This window comes from Kitasatospora dryopteridis (assembly GCF_050749075.1).
In the GTDB taxonomy this organism is placed as follows: domain Bacteria; phylum Actinomycetota; class Actinomycetes; order Streptomycetales; family Streptomycetaceae; genus Kitasatospora.
In genome coordinates this window covers 4,045,403-4,064,726 of the sequence record NZ_CP192749.1, presented here as the reverse complement: position 1 = coordinate 4,064,726, position 19,324 = coordinate 4,045,403, and the positions used below count along the sequence as shown (strand labels likewise).

The 19,324-nt window shown below is 74.8% G+C and carries 15 protein-coding genes and 3 pseudogenes; 13 read left to right on the top strand and 5 right to left on the bottom strand.

All coding sequences use genetic code 11. The features are described from left to right. Nucleotides 1-141 precede the first annotated feature (141 nt). Nucleotides 142-1,713, top strand: a complete 1,572-nt coding sequence (gene dnaB, locus ACQ614_RS18560) for a replicative DNA helicase (protein ID WP_431679656.1) — start codon at nucleotides 142-144, stop codon at nucleotides 1,711-1,713. A 58-nt stretch (nucleotides 1,714-1,771) separates the two neighbouring features. Here the strand turns inward: dnaB and ACQ614_RS18555 are convergent, their stop codons facing one another. The 3 genes from ACQ614_RS18555 to ACQ614_RS18545 form a co-directional block, all read right to left on the bottom strand. Further along, nucleotides 1,772-2,695 carry an NADP-dependent oxidoreductase gene (locus tag ACQ614_RS18555; protein ID WP_431679655.1) on the bottom strand — a complete coding sequence of 308 codons (924 nt, stop codon included), beginning with the start codon at nucleotides 2,693-2,695 and terminating at the stop codon, nucleotides 1,772-1,774. A gap of 135 nt (nucleotides 2,696-2,830) precedes the next feature. Beyond that, nucleotides 2,831-4,024, bottom strand: a complete 1,194-nt coding sequence (gene manA / locus ACQ614_RS18550) for a mannose-6-phosphate isomerase, class I (RefSeq protein WP_431679654.1) — start codon at nucleotides 4,022-4,024, stop codon at nucleotides 2,831-2,833. A gap of 128 nt (nucleotides 4,025-4,152) precedes the next feature. Beyond that, nucleotides 4,153-5,544, bottom strand: coding sequence for a phosphomannomutase/phosphoglucomutase (locus ACQ614_RS18545; protein WP_431679653.1), 1,392 nt, complete (start codon nucleotides 5,542-5,544; stop codon nucleotides 4,153-4,155). Nucleotides 5,545-5,901: 357 nt separating this feature from the next. Between ACQ614_RS18545 and ACQ614_RS18540 the strand changes: the two genes are divergently transcribed. Further along, nucleotides 5,902-6,666: a polyprenol monophosphomannose synthase gene (locus ACQ614_RS18540; RefSeq protein ID WP_431679652.1), complete on the top strand. Its 765-nt coding sequence runs from the start codon at nucleotides 5,902-5,904 to the stop codon at nucleotides 6,664-6,666. Between the two features lie 94 nt (nucleotides 6,667-6,760). Here ACQ614_RS18540 and ACQ614_RS18535 read toward each other — a convergent pair whose 3' ends face one another. Beyond that, a complete protein-coding gene (locus ACQ614_RS18535; RefSeq protein WP_363498302.1) occupies nucleotides 6,761-7,123 on the bottom strand; it encodes a winged helix-turn-helix transcriptional regulator in 363 nt (120 codons plus the stop codon). A gap of 106 nt (nucleotides 7,124-7,229) precedes the next feature. Between ACQ614_RS18535 and ACQ614_RS18530 the strand changes: the two genes are divergently transcribed. From ACQ614_RS18530 to ACQ614_RS18510, 5 genes and pseudogenes are all read left to right on the top strand, one after another. Then, nucleotides 7,230-7,877 (top strand): FMN-dependent NADH-azoreductase, encoded by a 648-nt coding sequence (locus ACQ614_RS18530; RefSeq protein ID WP_431679651.1) that lies wholly within the window; start codon nucleotides 7,230-7,232, stop codon nucleotides 7,875-7,877. Between the two features lie 133 nt (nucleotides 7,878-8,010). Beyond that, nucleotides 8,011-8,925 (top strand): MBL fold metallo-hydrolase, encoded by a 915-nt coding sequence (locus ACQ614_RS18525; protein WP_431679650.1) that lies wholly within the window; start codon nucleotides 8,011-8,013, stop codon nucleotides 8,923-8,925. Nucleotides 8,926-9,002: 77 nt separating this feature from the next. After that, nucleotides 9,003-9,560, top strand: a pseudogene (gene mobA / locus ACQ614_RS18520) (molybdenum cofactor guanylyltransferase); the annotation flags it as partial. A gap of 105 nt (nucleotides 9,561-9,665) precedes the next feature. Next, a pseudogene (locus ACQ614_RS18515) lies at nucleotides 9,666-9,953 on the top strand (DUF6457 domain-containing protein); the annotation flags it as partial. A 17-nt stretch (nucleotides 9,954-9,970) separates the two neighbouring features. Further along, entirely contained in the window at nucleotides 9,971-11,155 is a 1,185-nt protein-coding gene (locus ACQ614_RS18510) for a molybdopterin molybdotransferase MoeA (RefSeq protein WP_431683957.1), read from the top strand. Between the two features lie 15 nt (nucleotides 11,156-11,170). On the opposite strand, the gene ACQ614_RS18505 is transcribed toward ACQ614_RS18510, so the two are convergent. After that, on the bottom strand, nucleotides 11,171-12,274 hold the full coding sequence (locus ACQ614_RS18505) for a potassium channel family protein (RefSeq protein ID WP_431679649.1): 1,104 nt from the start codon (nucleotides 12,272-12,274) through the stop codon (nucleotides 11,171-11,173). Between the two features lie 161 nt (nucleotides 12,275-12,435). Between ACQ614_RS18505 and ACQ614_RS18500 the strand changes: the two are divergent. From ACQ614_RS18500 to ACQ614_RS18475, 6 genes and pseudogenes are all read left to right on the top strand, one after another. Next, nucleotides 12,436-13,090: pseudogene (locus tag ACQ614_RS18500) on the top strand (potassium channel family protein); the annotation flags it as partial. Between the two features lie 63 nt (nucleotides 13,091-13,153). Further along, the gene (locus ACQ614_RS18495) at nucleotides 13,154-14,134 is read left to right on the top strand and encodes an NAD(P)H-quinone oxidoreductase (RefSeq protein WP_431679648.1); all 981 of its coding nucleotides are present in this window, start codon (nucleotides 13,154-13,156) and stop codon (nucleotides 14,132-14,134) included. A 137-nt stretch (nucleotides 14,135-14,271) separates the two neighbouring features. Continuing rightward, a complete protein-coding gene (locus tag ACQ614_RS18490; protein ID WP_431679647.1) occupies nucleotides 14,272-15,102 on the top strand; it encodes a hypothetical protein in 831 nt (276 codons plus the stop codon). 100 nt (nucleotides 15,103-15,202) lie between these two features. Then, the gene (locus tag ACQ614_RS18485) at nucleotides 15,203-15,811 is read left to right on the top strand and encodes a bacterial proteasome activator family protein (protein ID WP_431679646.1); all 609 of its coding nucleotides are present in this window, start codon (nucleotides 15,203-15,205) and stop codon (nucleotides 15,809-15,811) included. 194 nt (nucleotides 15,812-16,005) lie between these two features. Then, a complete protein-coding gene (locus tag ACQ614_RS18480; RefSeq protein WP_431679645.1) occupies nucleotides 16,006-17,493 on the top strand; it encodes a protein kinase domain-containing protein in 1,488 nt (495 codons plus the stop codon). Between the two features lie 112 nt (nucleotides 17,494-17,605). Further along, nucleotides 17,606-19,318 carry a protein kinase domain-containing protein gene (locus tag ACQ614_RS18475; RefSeq protein ID WP_431679644.1) on the top strand — a complete coding sequence of 571 codons (1,713 nt, stop codon included), beginning with the start codon at nucleotides 17,606-17,608 and terminating at the stop codon, nucleotides 19,316-19,318. Nucleotides 19,319-19,324 lie beyond the last annotated feature (6 nt).

Genomic DNA, 19,324 nt, shown 5'->3' with positions numbered 1-19,324 from the left:
CCCGTACCCGGGCGGCCGGGGACCGCCCGGTGCGACACCCGTCGCCCGGCCGCGGAAATGTCGGCCCGGTGGCGTAAGAAAGAGGGTGCGCCACCGGCAAGGCTCGCTCCACTCGCACGATTCGCTGAACGGGGAACACGCGTGACCGGCCCCCAGTACGACGACCACGACGTTCCCCCGCCGCCGGAGGACGACTGGCAGCCGTCCGACGACGCCTTCTCGCCCGGATCCTTCCCCAGCACCCCCAGCGACCGGCTGCCGGTCTCCCGCGGCCGGAACGACGGCGGGCGCGACGGCGGCAAGGGCTCCTTCCAGCGCGGCGACCGCCGCCGGCGGGACGAGGGTGGCGACACGGGCGACGGGCGCGGGCCGGCGGTCGACGGCTTCGAGCGCGTCCCCCCGCAGGACCTCGCCGCCGAGCAGTCCGTCCTCGGCGGCATGCTGCTCTCCAAGGACGCCATCGCCGACGTCGTCGAGGTGCTCAAGCCCGCCGACTACTACCGGCCCGCGCACGAGCTCATCCACGGCGCCATCCTCGACCTGTACGCGCGCGGCGAGCCCGCCGACCCGATCACCGTCGCGGGCGAGCTCACCAAGCGTGGCGAGCTCGCCCGGGTCGGCGGTCCCGGGTACCTGCACACCCTGGTCAACTCCGTCCCGACCGCGGCCAACGCCGAGTACTACGCCGAGATCGTCCACGAGCGCGCCGTCCTCAGACGGCTGGTCGAGGCCGGCACCCGGATCGCCGGCATGGGCTACGCCGCCGAGGGCGACGTCGACGAGATCGTCAACGCTGCTCAGGCCGAGATCTACGCGGTCACCGAGCAGCGCACCAACGAGGACTACGCCCCGCTCGCCGACATCATGGAGGGCGCCCTCGACGAGATCGAGGCGATCGGCTCCCGGGCCGGCCAGATGTCCGGCGTGCCCACCGGGTTCGCCGACTTCGACGCCCTCACCAACGGCCTCCACCCCGGCCAGATGATCGTCATCGCGGCCCGTCCCGCGATGGGAAAGTCCACCCTGGCACTGGACTTCGCGCGGGCCTGCTCGATCCACAACAACCTGCCGAGCGTGATCTTCTCGCTCGAAATGGGCCGCAACGAGATCGCCATGCGCCTGCTCTCCGCCGAGGCCCGGGTGGCGCTGCACCACATGCGCTCCGGCAACATGACGGACGACGACTGGACGCGGGTCGCCCGCCGGATGCCGGACGTCACCAACGCTCCGCTCTACATCGACGACTCGCCGAACCTGTCGATGATGGAGATCCGCGCCAAGTGCCGGCGCCTCAAGCAGCGCAACGACCTCAAGCTCGTCGTCATCGACTACCTCCAGCTGATGCAGTCCGGCGGCTCCCGCCGGGCCGAGAGCCGCCAGCAGGAGGTCTCCGACATGTCGCGAAACCTCAAGCTGCTCGCCAAGGAGCTGGAGATCCCGGTCATCGCGCTCAGCCAGCTGAACCGAGGCCCCGAACAGCGCACCGACAAGAAGCCGATGGTCTCGGACCTCCGCGAGTCCGGCTCCATCGAGCAGGACGCCGACATGGTCATCCTGCTGCACCGCGAGGACGCCTACGAGAAGGAGTCCCCCCGCGCCGGCGAGGCCGACCTGATCGTCGCCAAGCACCGCAACGGCCCCACCGCCACCATCACCGTGGCTTTCCAGGGCCACTACTCCCGCTTCGTCGACATGACCCGCGACATGGGCTGATGCCCTGTCCGGACCTGCCACCGGCAGGCAGCGTGACGCCGCATCAGGTGCGGCGGGTTCAGACGGACAGCACCACCGCGCCGCGGGTGCCGCCGGCTTCCAGGCGGGCGTGGGCGGCGGCGATGCGGTCGAGGGGGAGGACGGAGTCCACGCGTACGGTGAGCCGTCCCTCCGCCACGAGCCCGGCGAGGCCGGCGAGGGCGGGACCGTCGGGGCGGACGTCGTGGACGAGGACGTCGATGCCGCGTTCGGCGGCGGGCGCGGCCGGCGGGCGGACGGCGACGAAGGTGCCGCCGTCGCGTACGGCGGCCAGTACTGCGGTGCTGAGGCCTGCGGTGTCCAGGAGGGCGTCCGCACCACCGGGGGCGAGGGCGAGCACGGCGTCGACCGCGCCGTCGCCGCGCGGCACGAACTCGGCACCGAGGTCGGTGAGGTGGCCGGCGTCGCGGGGGCCGGCGACGGCCAGCACCCGCAGGCCGCGGGCGACGGCGAGCTGGGTGACGAGGTGGCCGAGGTTGCCGGCGGCGCCGGTGACCACCAGCGTGCCGCCGGGGGCGAGGCCGATGAGGTCGAGGGCCTGCAGCGCGGTCAGGCCGTTGAGGGGGAGTGCTGCGGCCGTGGTGGCGGGCACGCCGGCCGGTGCGGGGGCGAGCTGCGCGGCCGGCAGGACGGCGTACTCGGCGTGGGTGCCGTTCCGCGTGGCGAACCAGTGCGAGAGGCCGACGACCTCCTCGCCGACCGCGAAGCCGGCGACGTCCGCGCCGACCGCGTCCACGGTGCCGGCGACGTCCCAGCCCAGGCGGTGCGGCGGTGTTCCGAGCAGCGCCGCCATCAGACCGGACCGGACGGCCAGGTCGGCCGGGTGGACGGCGAGCGCCCGGTTGCGCACGCGGACCTCGCCCGGCCCGGGGACGGGGATCTCGGCCTCGGTGACCTCGGCCTGCTCGGGGCCGCCGTAGTTGTGGACGGTGATCGCGCGCATGGGTGCCTCCTCGTCGGTCGCCGGTCCGGGTGCGTCCCGGTCGGCGTACTTCGAGGTTTCCACCGGCCGCGCGGGCGCGGCAGAGGAGAGCCCACCCTGGGACCGGCAGTCCCAGGGTGGGCCGGGTGCCGTCGGTCAGAGGGTGACGGTGGCGCGGAAGACGGTCGCGCCCGGACCGCTGAGCGAGGTGTCGGTGCCGGTGGCGGGCAGGAAGGCGGACCGGCCGCGGTCGAGGTCGAGGACGGAGCCGTCGGCGCCGGTGAGGCGTGCCGCACCCTCGGTGCAGAGCAGGATCTGCGGGGCGCGGCCGTGGAGGACGGCGGGTCCGGCGCCGAGGGTGTAGCGGGAGAGCCGGAACTCGTCGATCGGTACCGGGTAGTGGTGCTCGCCGTCGGGGGCGGCCGCCGGGCGCAGGACGTCCGGCGCGGTGGGCTCGAAGACGACCACGCGCAGCAGTTCGGGGACGTCGATGTGCTTGGGCGTCAGGCCGCAGCGCAGCACGTTGTCGGAGTTGGCCATGATCTCGACGCCGGTGCCGCGGAGGTAGGCGTGCGGGATGCCGGCGCCCAGGTAGAGGGCCTCGCCGGGCTGCAGCCGGACGTAATTGAGCAGCAGGCCGGCGATCAGGCCGGTGTCGCCGGGGAACTCCCGTGCGGCGTAGGCGTATCCGGCGAGGGCTCCGGTCGGGTCCGTCCCGGCGGCGGCCTCGACGGCGCGGGCGACCTCGGCGACGGTCTGCCGGGCCTCGTCGCCGGTCATCGAGAGGATGGTGGCGAGCGCGTCGGCCAGCGCCTCCGGGGCGGGCTTGCCGAGCAGCGTCTCGACGAGCGGGGCGAGCGCGGGGACGTCCAGGGAGGCCATCAGCGCGGCGGCGTCGGCGGGCTCGCGGAAGCCGCAGAGGCCCTCGAACTCGTCCAGGGCGCAGATGAGTTCGGGCTTGTGGTTGGCGTCCTTGTAGTTCCGGTGCGGGGCGTCCAGCGGGATGCCGGCGGCCTCCTCGGCGGCGAATCCGGCGCGGGCCTGCTCGAGACTGGGGTGGGCCTGCATGGAGAGCGGCCGGCCGGCCGCGAGGACCTTGAGCAGGAACGGCAGGGCGGGGCCGAACCTGGCCACCGCGGCGGCGCCGAGCTCGCCCTCGGGGTCGGCGGCGATCACCTGGTCGAGGGTGGTCGGGCGGTGGCCGCGCTCGAGGCGGGACGCGTCACCCGGGTGCGCGCCGAGCCACATCTCGGCCTGCGGTTCGCCGGTGGGCTCCTCGCCGAGCAGGGCGGGGATGGCGGTGGTCGACCCCCAGGCGTAGGGGCGGACGGTGTTCTGCAGCCTGTCCATCGGCACGGTCCTCGCTGTTCCCTGCGGGGTGGTCGGAACCGACGACTCTAGCCGAGCTGTGTGCACGGACGGTGCGGTGCGGCGGCCGTGGCAGGCCGCCGCACCGGGTACCGGATCGGGTGCGCCGGTCAGGCGCGGACGAGGGCGAGGACGGCGTCGCGCAGTTCGGCCATCTTCGCCGGGTCCTTGGCCTCGACGTTCAGCCGCAGCAGCGGCTCGGTGTTCGAGGCGCGCAGGTTGAACCACCAGTCGTCGCCGGCCACGGTGAGTCCGTCGAGCTCGTCCGTGGTGACGCCCTCCAGGCCGCCGTACACGGCCTTCACCTCGGCGGTCCGTCCGGCCTGGTCCGCCACCGTCGAGTTGATCTCGCCGGAGGCCGCGTACCGGTCGTAGGCCGCGCAGAGCTGCGAGAGCGGCTGCTCCTGGCCGCCCAGTGCGGCCAGCACGTGCAGGGCCGCCAGCATGCCGGTGTCGGCCCGCCAGAAGTCCCGGAAGTAGTAGTGCGCGGAGTGCTCACCGCCGAACACCGCGTTGGTGCGGGCCATCTCCTCCTTGATGAAGGAGTGGCCGACGCGGGTGCGCACCGGGACGGCGCCGAGGTCGGTGACGACCTGGGGCACCGTCCAGGAGGTGATCAGGTTGTGGATGATCGTGGGCTTCTCCTCGCCGGCGGCGCGGGCGCGGACGATCTCGCGCTCGGCGACCAGGGCGGTGATCGCCGAGGGGGAGACCGGCTCGCCGCGCTCGTCGACGACGAAGCAGCGGTCGGCGTCGCCGTCGAAGGCCAGGCCGAGGTCGGCGCCGACCTCGCGGACCTTCGCCTGCAGGTCGACCAGGTTCTTCGGGTCCAGCGGGTTCGCCTCGTGGTTGGGGAAGGTGCCGTCCAGCTCGAAGTACATCGGCACGACCTCGACCGGCAGTCCGGCCAGCACCGCCGGCACCGTGTGCCCGCCCATGCCGTTGCCCGCGTCCACCGCCACCTTCAGCGGCCGCATCGCGGACAGGTCCACCAGCGAGAGCAGGTGCGCCGCGTACCCGTCCAGCGTCTCCTGCGCGGACAGGGTGCCGGTGGCCGTGCCCTCCGGGGCGGCCGGCACGGCGACCGTGCCGTCCTCGGCCATCCAGGACTCCACCAGCTCCCGGATATCGGTCAGGCCGGTGTCCTGGCCGACCGGCGCCGCACCCGCCTTGCACAGCTTGATGCCGTTGTACTGCGCGGGGTTGTGCGAGGCGGTGAACATCGCACCCGGCAGGTCCAGGCTGCCCGAGGCGTAGTACAGCTGGTCGGTGGAGCACAGTCCGATCTCCACCACGTCCGCCCCGAACGCGGCCGCGCCCTCGGCGAACGCCCGCGACAGCTCCGGCGAGGAGGGGCGCATGTCGTGCCCGACCACCACCGCGGACGCGCCCAGCACCTGCACGAAGGCGGCTCCGAACGCCCGGGCGTACGAGGCGTCCCACTGGTCCGGCACCACGCCCCGGACGTCGTACGCCTTCACCAACTGCTTCAGGTCCCGCATGGTGGCTCCCACCCTGTGGCTCGGTGCGGGACGGCCCGCACGGTCTTCGGTCGACACCCGGTGCGGGCTCCGGTTCGGCCGTGCCACCGCGCCGGGGGCAGGCTGTCGGTGGGCCGCGGTGCCGGGCGCGAGCGACCGGTTGCTGCGCGACCCGCGGGTGTTCAGGTGGACCTGAGACTACCTGCTGGCCGCCGCGGGCCCGTCGCTGCGGCGGGCGGGCGGGACCCCACGTTGTACGATCCGCATTCCGGGTGCCGTGCCCGGACCGACCCGGGCCCTCGCGAAGCACTCACGCTGTCGACCCCCCTCAGGCTGCGGGCTCGCCGCACCGTTTCCCGAAGTTCGAAAGGCTGTGCCGTGACTGCCGCTGAGGAGACCACCTTCGCCGATCTGGGCGAGGTGCTGGTGATCATCCCGACCTACAACGAGGCCGAGAACATCGAGCGGATCGTCTCCCGGGTCCGCACCGCGGTCCCCGGGGCCCACGTCCTGGTCGCCGACGACAACAGCCCGGACGGCACCGGCGAGATCGCCGACAAGCTCGCCGCCGACGACGCCCGCGTCCGCGTCCTGCACCGCAGGGGCAAGGAGGGCCTGGGCGCCGCCTACCTGGCCGGCTTCCGCTGGGGCATCGACCACGGCTACGACGTCCTCGTCGAGATGGACGCCGACGGCTCCCACCAGCCCGAGGAGCTGCCCCGCCTGCTCATCGCGCTGCGCGGCGCCGACCTCGTCCTCGGCTCCCGCTGGGTCCCCGGCGGCAAGGTCGTCAACTGGCCCAAGTCCCGCCTGCTGCTCTCCCGCGGCGGCTCCACCTACTCCCGCCTGATGCTCGGCGTCCCGATCCGCGACGTCACCGGCGGCTACCGCGCCTTCCGCAAGGAGACCCTGCTCGGCCTCGGCATGGACGAGGTCGCCTCGGCCGGCTACTGCTTCCAGGTCGACCTCGCCTGGCGCACCGTCAAGGCCGGCTTCAAGGTCGCCGAGGTCCCGATCACCTTCGTCGAGCGCGAGCACGGCGCCTCCAAGATGAGCCGCAGCATCGTCGTCGAGGCCCTCTGGCGGGTCACCGCCTGGGGCGTCACCGCCCGCCTCGACAAGATCACCGGCAAGCAGAAGTAACCCTCCGGGGTGACGGGAGCGCCCCGTCGCCGGGTACACCGACCGAGCGGTGTGCCACGGCGGCGGGGCGCTTCGCCGTGTCGGGGTGAAAGCCTCAGCAGGTGCCGCCGGGCGGGAGCGGGGGCAGGTAGCGCTCGGCCCAGGTGCGCAGCTCGGTGAGGGCGGGGCCGAGGGCGCAGCCGGACTCGGTGAGCAGGTAGCGGACCCGCAGCGGCGGCCCCTCGTCGACCTCGCGGAGCACCAGGCCGGCCTCGGCGAGCTCGGTGAGCCGGTCGGAGAGCATGCGCTCGCTGATGCCCGGGATGGCGCGGCGGAGCTCCGCGAAGTGCGCGGGCCCGTGGCTGAGCACCGCGACGACCAGCCCCGTCCAGCGCTTTCCGAGCAGGGCGAAGACCCGGGTGATGGTGACGTCCACTCCCGTACAGGCCGGCTGGGCCGGTGCCGTTTCCTGCGCCATGCCTCCCAGGGTACTGCCCGGTGACAAGTGACTATAGAAAAGTAAGCTGCTACGGTTGTGGAAGCTGCTCACGAAGATGCAGCTACTACCGAAAGGGAGGCATGCCATGCCCACGCTGCTGCACATCGACTCGTCCGCGCTCTCCGAGGGCTCCGTCTCCCGCGAGGTCTCCGCGGCCTACCGCGCCGCCTGGGAGGCCGCCAACCCCGGCGGCACCGTGGTCTACCGCGACCTCGCGGCCGAGCCCGTCCCGCACCTGGCAGCCGACGGCATCACCGCCGGCTTCGCCCCCGCCGAGCACCGCACCCCCGGGCAGCAGCAGGCCTTCGAGCTGCGCGAGCAGCTGATCACCGAGCTGGAGCAGGCCGACGCGGTGGTCATCGGCACCCCCATGTACAACTTCACGATCCCGTCCAGCCTCAAGGCCTGGCTTGACCAGGTGATCCTGATGGGTCGCAGCGCCGGCGAGCAGCCCTCCGCGGCCGGCACCCCGGTCACCGTGATCGCCTCCCGCGGCGGCGCGTACGGCCCGGGCACCCCGCGCGAGGGCTTCGAGTTCGTCACCACCTACCTGGAGAAGGTGCTGACCGGCATGCTCGGCCTGGAGGTCGACTTCGTGGTGCCCGAGCTCACCCTGGCCCGGGTCAACCCGGCGCTGGCCCAGTTCGCCGAGCACGCGGACGCCTCCAAGGCGCAGGCGCTCAAGGACGCGGTGGCCCGCGCCGAGGCCGTCGGCGTGCGCGTGGCGGCCTGACCGGCCGGCCCGCGCCCGGGCGGCGGCCACTGCACCCGCCCGGGCGCGCCTGACCGGCGATCGGTACCCCCACCGACCAAGCTGGTACGAACGAGCGGCCGCCGCGGGCCGCCCCGCCGACCAGGGAGCCGACGTGACGCCCAACCCGCCCGACGAGACCGCCGGACCAGACCGCGCGGCCCCCGGGCCCGGGTATCCGCCGCCGGCCCCGCTGGAGATCGACGTCTTCACCGGCCCCGAGAGCGCCTTCTTCGCCACCTCCGTGCTGATCATGGGCGTGTCCACCGCGATCCTGGTGGACGCCCAGCTCACCCGCAGCGCCGGCCGCGAGCTCGCCGAGTGGATCGCCGGCAAGGGCCGCCGACTGCTCGCCATCGTGGTCACCCACCGCCACCCCGACCACTACTTCGGGGCCGAGGAGGTGCTGCGGCTCTTCCCCGAGGCGCAGCTGCTGGCCGCACCCCCGGTCGTGGACGGCATCGCCCGCACCGCCGCCGCCAAGGTCGCCGAGTGGAAGCCGGTCTACGGGGACGACATCCCCGACCAGCCGCTGCTGCCGACGCCCCTGCTGCCGCAGCCGCTGGTGATCGACGGGCAGCAGATCCAGGTCCTGCCGCTCGGCCAGGCCGACTGCGAGGACTCCACGGTCGTCCACATCCCCAGCATCCGCACCGTGCTGGCCGGCGACTTCGTCTACAACGGCACCCACGTGTGGACGGCCGACACCGACGCGTACCGGCGGATCGACTGGGCGCACAACCTGGCCCGGATCGCCGACCTCGGCGTCGACCGGGTGATCGCAGGACACCGGGCCCCGGGCGCGGACGACGAGACGCTGCGGGTGCTGTCCTTCACCGGCGAGTACCTGCAGGACTTCGACCGGGCGCTCGCCGCCCATCCGCACGACGCCGAGGCACTCGCCGCCGCGATGAACGAGCGTTACGGCGCACTCACCCTGCCGGCCATCCTCGACCTCGGCGCCGCCGCCAACACCACCCCGTCCGAGGACGCCGAGATCGTCGACGCGGAGATCGTCGAAGAGGACTGAGGGCGGGTGTCTTCGAGGCACACGGGCGCCCCCGTGGGCCTGCCCGTGTGCGGTTCAGGGCGGCGGATACTGGCGGCATGACGGACTTCGACGTGGTCGTGCCGGCCGGGGGTGCGGCGAGCCGGCTCGGCGGGGCGGACAAACCGGGGCTGGAGGTCGGCGGCCGGAGCCTGCTCGACCGGGTGCTGGACGCCTGCGCGGACGCCCGCACCACCGTGGTGGTCGGGCCCGCCCGAGGCACGGACCGGCCCGGGGTGGTCCGGGTGCGCGAGGAGCCGCCCGGTGGCGGCCCGGTCGCCGCCGTCGCCGCCGGGCTCGCCGCGGTGGCCGCGGACCGGGTGCTGCTGCTCGCCGCCGACCTGCCGTTCCTGGACCGGCGGACGGTGCACCGGCTGCTCGACGCCCTGGACGACACCGAGGCCGAGGCCGCCGTCCTGGTCGACGCCGGGGGACGGGACCAGCCGCTCGCCGCCGCCTACCGGACGGCCGCGCTTCGCGCCTCCCTCGCCGCCCTCGGCACCCCTGCCGGGCAGCCGCTGCGGCGGCTCACCGGCCCGCTGCGGACGGTCCGCCTCGCCGACACCGACGCGGTCGCGTACGACTGCGACACCTGGGAGGAGCTCGCCCTGGCCCGCGACCGCGAACGGCGCGAGCGCGCCGAACCCTGAGCTCACCGGCCGTCCGGGCCGGACGTGAGGAATCGGACTCGTGCCGCACACGGCGGCCGCTGCACCGCCGGCACCCGGATCGGGCAGCATGGGGCCATGGAGCGCACGCTGGATGACTGGATCGCCGAGGTCCGCACCGAACTCGGCCTGGAACTCGACGTCGACGTGCCCGGGCTGCTGGACCTCGCCCGGGTGGTCGCGCACGGGGTCGCCCGCCCCGCCGCGCCGCTGACCGCCTTCCTGGTCGGGTACGCGGCGGCCGCGCAGGGCGGCGGTCCGGAGGCGGTCGCGGCCGCCGCTGCCCGCACCTCGGCCCTCGCCGAGCGGTGGGCGGCCGAGGCGCCGCCGGAGCAGGCGTGACGGGCGCCCTCGCCGACGTGAACCGCCCGCGCACCGAGCCGGCCGCAGCGCCGGCGGGAGACCGCCCCTGGCCGGTCGCCCGCCGGACGGCCAGGCTCGCCGTCGCGGCACCGCTGTCGGCCGAGGCCGTCCCGCTCGCCGCCGCACTCGGGCGCACCCTCGCCGAGCCGCTGGCCGCCGTCACCGACCTGCCGGGATTCGACACCTCCGCGATGGACGGCTGGGCGGTCGCCGGCCCCGGGCCGTGGCGGCCCGAGGGACGGCTGCTGGCCGGCGGCACGCCCGCCCCGCTGGCGGACGGCGCCGCCGTGGAGATCGCCACCGGTGCCCAGCTGCCGCCCGGCGCCACCGGGGTGCTGCGCCGCGAGCACGGCCGCGTCGAGCACGGGCTGCTGCACGGCGCCGTCGGCCCCGGCCAGGACGTCCGCCCGCGCGGCCAGGAGTGCCGCCGCGGCGAGGTGCTGCTGCCGGCCGGCACCCGGGTCACCGCGGCGGTGCTCGGTCTGGCCGCCGCCGCCGGCCACGACCTGCTGCAGGTGCGCCGCAGTCCGACCGTCGAGCTGCTGCTGCTCGGCGACGAACTGCTGGGGTCCGGGGTGCCCGGGCCGGGCCGGGTGCGGGACGCGCTCGGCCCGCTGCTGCCGCCGTGGCTTGCCGCGGCCGGCGCCGAGGTGTGCGGGGTGCGCCGGGTCGGCGACGACCGCGGGCTGCTGCTGGAGGCGCTGCGCCACTCGCCCGCCGACGTGGTGCTCACCACCGGCGGTACCGCCCTGGGCCCGGCGGACTTCCTGCACGGCGCGCTGGCCGATGCCGGGGCCCGGCTGCTGGTCGACGGCGTCGCCGTCCGGCCCGGGCACCCGATGCTGCTGGCCTCGCTGCCCGGCGGCCGCCACCTGGTGGGCCTGCCCGGCAACCCGCTGGCCGCTGCCGCGGGGGCGCTCACCCTGGCCCTGCCGCTGCTGTCCGCGCTGGCCGGGCGCAACCTCCCGTCGGCCCGGACGGAGCCGGCCGCGGTGGACCTGCCGGGCCACCCCCGGGACACCCGGTTGGTGCCGGTGGTCCGGACGGGCGACGGCGTGGTGCCGCTGCGCTTCGACGGGCCGGCCATGCTGCGCGGCCTGGCGCTGGCCGAGGGGGTGGCCGTGGTGCCGCCCGGCGGCCTCGCCGCGGGCAGCCGGGCCGAGGTGCTGGAGCTGCCCTGACCGCCCGGTGCGGGGTCAGGCGTGGCTGTGGGCGTCCCTGATGACGATCACCCGGTCCGAGGGCTTCAGGACGGCGACCTCCGGGTCGGCGTAGTCCAGCAGCCGGCGGCCGCGGACGACCGCCACCACGAGGTCCGCGCACTCCCGCGGGGAGCGGCCGGCCTCCTCGGCGGTCACCGGCCGCTCCGCCACGTCCAGGCCGGTGCCGTGGGTCAGCAGGTCCTCCATGACCGCGCCGGCGTGCGGGCTGAGGATCGACATGCCGAGCAGCCGGCCCGCCGAGCTGGAGCTGGTGACCACCACGTCGGCACCGGACTGCCGCAGCAGCGGCGCGTTCTCGTCCTCCCGGACGGCGGCGACCACGGTGGCTCCGCGGTTCAGCTGGCGGGCGGTGAGGGTGACCAGCACGGCGGTGTCGTCCCGCTCCGGGGCGACCACGATCCGGGCCGCGCGGGGCAGTTCGGCCTGCATCAGGGTCTCCGTCCGGGTGGCGTCGCCGACCACTCCGGTCAGGCCGTCCATGGTGGCCTGGTCGATCGCCTTGCGCTGCGGGTCCACCACCACGATCGACGTGCGGCGGATGCCCTGGCCGAGCAGCGCGGCGACGGCGCTGCGGCCCTTGGTGCCGTAGCCGACGACCACGGTGTGGTCGCGCACCGTGGAGCGCCAGCGCCCGATCCGCCACTGCAGGCGGGTGCGCTCGGTGAGGACCTCGAGGGTGGTGCCGACCAGGATGATCAGGAACAGCACGCGCAGCGGCGTGATCACGAAGATGTTGGTCAGCCGGGCGCTGTCGCTGACCGGGGTGATGTCGCCGTAGCCGGTGGTGGAGAGGGTGACCGTGGCGTAGTACGCGGAGTCCAGCAGGTCGAGCGAGTCGTCGGAGTTGTCGTGGTAGCCGGCCCGGTCGAGCCAGACGATCAGCGTGGTGGCGACCAGGACGCCCAGGGCCAGCAGCAGCCGGCGGGAGACCTGCCGGAACGGCGGCGGGGGAGTCCGGGTCGGCAGGGACACCCGGCCGCCCGACTCCACCTCGGCGTCCTGCGATCGGCCGGTGCGGTAGGCGCGCAGCCGGGAGGTTCTGCCGTCGGGGCCGGGGGAGCGGGTGCCGTTCGTCACGGGCACCAGCATGGCGGTGCGGCGGCGCCGCGGGCCACTGCCGCGCGGGGCGGGTCCGGTGGAGACCGGGTGCCGGTCCGCGGCGGGTGCGGGCCGGTGCGGCGGGCCCGGCGGTATCGTCGCCTGCGGCGGTGCGGCCGTGCCGCCGCAGGTCGGCGGTTCGCTGGAGGTCCGGTGCGGGAGCACACTGTCGTGGTCGGCTACGGCACCAAGGGCCGCAGCGCGGTCACCGCCCTGCTCGGCCAGGGGCTGCGCAAGGAGTCGATCGTGGTGGTCGACCCGCAGCGCAAGGCGTGCGACCAGGCGGGCCGGGACGGCCTGACGGCCGTGCTGGGCGACGCCACCCGGACGGACACCCTGATGCGGGCCGAACTGCCGCGTGCCGAGAAGGTGGTGATCGCGCCGGACCGCGACGACACCGCCGTGCTGGTGGCGCTGACCGCGCGCCAGCTGAACTCCGAGGCGATGCTGGTGGCGGCCGTCCGGGAGGACGAGAACGCGCCGCTGCTGCGGCAGTCCGGTGCCGACGTGGTGGTCACCAGCTCCAGCTCGGCGGGCCGGCTGCTCGGCATGTCGATCCTCAGCCCGCACGCCGGCGCGGTGATGGAGGACCTGCTGACGGTGGGCTCCGGCCTCGACCTCACCGAGCGCCCGGTCACCAAGGCGGAGGCCGGCCGCTCCCCGCGCGAGTGCGAGGACCTGGTGGTGGCGGTCGTCCGTGGCCGCCGGCTGCTGAACTTCACCGACCCCGAGGTCGCGGTGCTGCAGCTCACCGACCGGATCATCACCGTCCGACGCGGCGTCAACCACGGCTGACCGCAGGCCGGTACCGGCGGGCCGACGGTCGGCGGCAGCGGCGGCGCGCGTAGCGTGGCGGGCATGCGAGCCATCACCATTCCCCAGCCGGGCGGGCCCGAGGTGCTGACCTGGGCGGAGGTGCCCGACCCGGAGCCCGCGGCGGGCGAGGTCCTCGTCGAGGTCGCCGCGACCGCCGTCAACCGTGCGGACCTGCTGCAGCGGCAGGGCTTCTACAACCCGCCGCCCGGCTCGTCCCCCTATCCGGGCCTGGAGTGCGCCGGGCGGATCGCCGCGCTGGGCGCGGGCGTGGCCGGCTGGGCGGTCGGCGACGAGGTCTGCGCCCTGCTCACCGGCGGCGGCTACGCGGAGCGGGTGGCCGTTCCGGCGGGCCAGCTGCTGCCGGTGCCCAAGGGCATCGCGGTGGAGGAGGCGGCGGCGCTGCCGGAGGTGGCCTGCACGGTCTGGTCGAACGTCTTCATGGTGGCCCACCTGCGTCCGGGCGAGACCGTCCTGGTGCACGGCGGTGCCAGCGGCATCGGCACGATGGCGATCCAGCTGGCCAAGGCGGTGGGCGCCCGGGTGGTGGTCACCGCGGGCGGCCCGGAGAAGCTGGCCCGCTGCGCCGAGCTGGGCGCGGACGCCGGTGTCGACTACCGGCAGCAGGACTTCGTGGAGGCCGTCCGGGAGTTCACCGGCGGCGCCGGGGCGGACGTGATCCTGGACATCATGGGCGCCAAGTACCTGCAGCGGAACGTGGAGGCCCTGGCCGTCAACGGGCGGCTGGTGGTCATCGGCCTGCAGGGCGGTGTGAAGGCCGAGCTCGACCTCAATGCGCTGCTGCGCAAGCGCGGTGCGATCGCGGCGACCAACCTGCGCGGCCGCCCGGTGGCGGAGAAGGCGGCGATCGTGGCCGCCGTCCGCGAGCACGTGTGGCCGCTGGTGGAGTCCGGGGTGGTCCGCCCGGTGGTGCACCGGGTGCTGCCGGTCTCGGAGGCGGCCGAGGCGCACCGCCTGATCGAGCGGGGCGAGCACGTCGGCAAGGTGGTGCTGCGGCTGGGCTGACCGTGGCGCGGGCGGCGGCGGGCACGGGGAGTGAGCGTACGAAATGCCCGTTTTGTCGGACTGTGTGACGCTGGTCCGGAGCTGTCCCGCCGCCGACCGCGCCACTGCGCGGCCGCCCGTCGGAAGGACCTCCCGCCGTGGCTGCACCGCCGTACGCGTTCCGCGCTCTTCCTTCCGCGTTCCCCGTCGTGTACCGCCGGGCGGCCCTCGTCGGGGCGGGCCTCGTCCTTCCGGTCCTGCTGGCGGTTCCGGCCGTCGCCGCCGACGGTGCGGAGACCACCGGCGCGCCCCGCTCCACGGCCGAGGCGGCCGTGCAGCAGGCGCTCGAACAGGCGGCCTCGGCCCTCCCGCAGCCGGTCGTACCCACTACGGCGCTGCCCACGGCCCAGGGGGGTTCCGGCATGTCCGGACTCCCCGTCAGGCCGCCCGTGAACACCCCGGCGACCGTGCCCGAGCCGTCCGCCCCGGCTTCCTCGCAGCAACCCTCGTCCGAGGCTCCGGCGAGCCCCGCCTCCCCGTCCGGCCAGGACGCGCAGCCCGGGCCCGAGGACGGCGACGACTGCGCCGAGGAGGCGGAGGAGGCCGGGGACACCACGACGGAGCCGACCACCGCGCCCGCCGCCCCCGCCACTGTGCACTCCTCCGCGGACCCGGGCACCGTGCCTGCGGCCGCCGCGCCGACGCACGTCCGGCACACCCGTCCCGCCGCCGTGGTCGGGCACCCCGCGCACGGCCGTGCCGCGGGGTCCGCCACCACCGCGGCCAGGCCCGCCGCACCGGAGTCCTCCGCCGACCTGGCCGAGGCGCTGCCCGGCGCCACCGCCGCGGCGCCCCTCCCGCAGGCCGCCGACGTCGCCGCCCCGCTGCGCTGGTCCGACCCCTCCACCCGCCAGCTGCCGCTCGGCGCCGGGCTGACGCTGATCGGCATCGGCCTGGCCATGGTCGGCCTGCGGATGCGCCGCGGCTGAGCCCGAACTCCCGCATCCGGCCCGGAACTCCCGCATCCGGGACTGGACAAGATCGCCGGGCACTCCCCGTACCGAACCCCGGTGAGGGAGAATGCCATGCATGACGAACCCGATGAACGAGCGCTCGCTGCAGCAGGCCGTCGAGGCGTCGGGCGGACAGCCGGACGACAACCCGAAGGTGCTGATCGTGGGCCCGGACGGCATGCCGATCGGCGCCGTCCCGGGCGGACTGGGCCGGGGTGACGACCAGGGGGAACCGCGCGAACTGCCGGTGACCGAGATGGTCGAGCAGCCCGCCAAGGTCATGCGGATCGGCAGCATGATCAAGCAGCTGCTGGAGGAGGTCCGGGCGGCCCCCCTCGACGAGGCCAGCCGCGCCCGGCTGAAGGACATTCACGCCAGCTCGATCAAGGAGCTCGAACTCGGCCTCGCACCCGAGCTGGTCGAGGAGTTGGAGCGGCTCTCGCTCCCCTTCACCGAGGACACCATCCCCACCGAGGCCGAACTCCGGATCGCCCAGGCGCAGCTGGTCGGCTGGCTGGAGGGCCTGTTCCACGGCATCCAGACCGCGCTGTTCGCCCAGCAGATGGCCGCGCGGGCGCAGTTGGAGCAGATGCGCAGGGCGCTGCCGCCCGGTCTGCACGGCATGGAGCCGGGCGAGGAGGAGGTCGGTCCGGGCCGCGGAATCCGTTCGGGTCCGTACCTGTAGCGGCCCCGTGTCGCAGCTGTTCGGCAACCGCGTTGCAGGCCGGACACAGCTGCGCCCCTGCACCCGATCACGTCGGCGCGAGCCGATACCCTGGGCCCCTGCCGGTCGGCCTGCGTGCTGCCGGCGGGGGTCGGCGGCGCCGCGGGCCCGCGGACCGGGCAGGCCCCGGACGAGAGACCTGGAAGCAGGGGGACATGAGCGAGGACGGCACCACGGTCGAGGGCCACGCCCTGGGCAACGGTCGGTACGTGCTGCAGCGCCTGCTCGGGCAGGGCGGCATGGCTTCCGTGCACCTGGCGTACGACACGGTGCTGGACCGCCAGGTCGCGGTGAAGACCCTGCACACCGAGCTGGGCCGGGAGGCCTCGTTCAAGGAGCGCTTCCGCCGCGAGGCGCAGGCCGTCGCCCGCCTCCAGCACACCAACATCGTGCAGGTCTACGACAGCGGCGAGGACATCGCCGCGGACGGCGCGGCCACCCCGTACATCGTCATGGAGTACGTCGAGGGCCAGGCCCTGCGCGACGTGCTGAACGACGCGATCGCGCAGCACGGCGCGATGCCGACCGCCCAGGCGCTGAAGATCACCGCCGCGGTGCTGTCCGCGCTGGAGGCCTCGCACGACCAGGGCCTGGTGCACCGGGACATCAAGCCGGGCAACGTCATGGTCAACACCAAGGGCATCGTCAAGGTGATGGACTTCGGCATCGCCCGCGCGCTGCAGTCCGGTGTCACCTCCATGACGCAGACCGGCATGGTGGTCGGCACCCCGCAGTACCTGTCGCCCGAGCAGGCGCTCGGCAAGAGCGTCGACGCCCGCTCCGACCTCTACTCGGTCGGCTGCATGCTCTTCGAGCTGCTGACCGGCGGCCTGCCGTTCGACGGCGACTCGGCCTTCTCCATCGCGTACAAGCACGTGCAGGAGCCGCCGCCGGCGCCGTCGACGATCAACCGGGCGGTCACGCCCGCGGTCGACGCACTGGTCGAGCGTGCGCTGCGCAAGGACCCGGCGCACCGCTTCCCGACCGCGGAGGCCATGCGCGAGGAGGTCGAGCGGGTCGAGTCCGCCGCGCAGGCCGGCGGCGCGTCGCTGCAGGCCTCCACCCCGCTGGTGATCAGCGAGGGCCCGCGCTCGGTGCACGCCGCACCCTCGATGACCAACTTCCCGCAGGTCACGGGGGACATCCGGACGCCCACCCCGCAGGTGCAGCAGCCGTACCAGCCGCCGCAGGCCAGCACGCCGCCGCCGTACCCGCAGGCCCAGGCACCGCACACCCCGCAGCCCTTCCAGCAGGCCCAGGCGCCCCACACGCCGCAGCCGTTCCCGCAGGCACCGCACACCCCGCAGCCGTTCCCCCAGGCGCACACGCCGCAGCCCTTCCCGCAGGCCCCGCAGCCGTACCAGACCCCGCGGCCGTTCCCGCAGCAGGCGCACCCGACCGGGCCGATGCCGGCCCAGCCCGGCCCGTTCGTGGCCAAGCCGCAGCCGGCGAACAACAACGCGGGCTGTTCGACGGCGCTGGTCGTGGTCGGCGTGATCTTCGGCGTGATCGTCCTGGCGGTGATCATCGTGCTGATCGCGGCCGCCAAGGGCGAGCAGAACAAGAACAGCACCTACGGCAGCAGCTCCTCGGCACCGGTGGTCTCGCGGGTGCTGGAGCTGCCGCAGGACGGCCGGAACTGATACGCCGGCCCGAGCCGTGCGTTCCACGGTGACCGCACCGAAGCGGTAGCGTTTCACAGGACGTAACCGACAGGGCGACTGCGCGCCGAGCGAGGGCCCGGGGCGAGGAGCGATGGCACAGACCGATCGGCCGGACGACGGCGAGGGCGCGGACGTCCGGGCCTCCACCGAGGACGAGGCGGCCCGGGAGCCGGAGACCGCCGCGACCGAGGTCGTGCAGACCCCGGCCTTCGGGCACACCCCGGGCCGCGGTACCAAGGCCGCGCTCGGCACGGTCGGCGACGGCCGCTACCGGATCACCGGCCGGCTCGGCCGCGGCGGCATGGCGGAGGTCTTCTCCGCCCAGGACGTACGGCTCGGCCGCACCGTCGCCGTCAAGCTGCTGCGTGCGGATCTGGCCGAGGACGAGATCGCCCGGCTGCGCTTCACGCGCGAGGCGCACGCCGTCGCCGCGCTCAACCACCACTCGATCGTGGCGGTGTACGACACCGGCGAGGAACTGCTCGACGGCGAGTCCACGCCGTACATCGTGATGGAGCTGGTCGAGGGCCGGACGGTCCGCGAGCTGCTGGTGGACGAGGAGGCGCCGCCGGTCGACCAGGCGCTGATCATCATCGCCGGGGTCCTGGAGGCGCTCGCCTACAGCCACAAGCACGGCATCGTGCACCGCGACATCAAGCCCGCCAACGTCATCATCACGACCGGCGGCGCGGTCAAGGTGATGGACTTCGGCATCGCCCGCGCGCTCACCGGCGCGGCCACCACCATGACGCAGACCGGCATGGTGATGGGCACCCCGCAGTACCTGTCGCCCGAGCAGGCGCTCGGCCGGGCCGTCGACCACCGCTCCGACCTCTATGCGGCCGGCTGCATGCTCTACGAACTGCTGTCGCTGCGGCCGCCGTTCACCGGTGAGACGCCGCTGTCGGTGGTCTACCAGCACGTGCAGGACAACCCGGTGCCGCCGTCCCGGGCCAACGGGCGGGTGCCGGCCGAGCTGGACGAGCTGGTGCTCCGCTCGCTCGCCAAGAACCCGGACGACCGCTTCCAGACCGCCGACGAGTTCCGGGCCCACGTGCAGCACGCGCTGCGCACCATGCACGGGTCGCAGGGTGCCGGCTACGCGGCCGGAGCCGCCGCGGCGGCCGCGGCCGCCGCCGGTCTGGCGGCCGCGGGGCAGGGCGGCCACGGCCACCCCGGCCCCGAGGGCACGCCCGGCGGCGGCACCGCCGTCACCGAGCCGGTCGGCCGGACGGAGCCCACGGACCCGACGGCGGCACTGCCCTTCCAGGTCACCTCGCCCTACCAGACGCCGTCCCGCCCCTACCCGCCGACCGGCGGCCAGGGCTACGGGGACCACGGCTACGGGAACCAGGGCTACGGCGGCGGCGACGGGCCGGGCGACTACGAGGAGGACCGGCGCAGCCCGTGGGGCTGGGTGCTGGGCGTCCTCGCGGTGCTGGTGGCGGCCGGCGTCGGCATCGGGCTGGCGCTCAGCGGCGGCGGCGGGGGCGGGGGCAACACGCCGACCCAGCAGAACACGCAGACCACCGCCCCGGCGGACACCGGGCAGCCCACCGAGCAGCCGACCACGGCCGCCCCGTCGCGCACCCAGAACGAGACGACCCGGCCGACCGAGCCGACCTTCGGGACGCACTCGCCGACCGGCAGCCCGACCGCGACGGGTTCGGCCTCGCCCTCGGCCTCGCCGACGGAGACCACGTCGCCGTCGCCGACGCCGACCCAGACCAAGCCGACCCAGACGGTCCAGCCGAGCGACACCGCGACCCCGACCGCCAACCCCACGGCGACCTCGACCCAGTGACGCCCG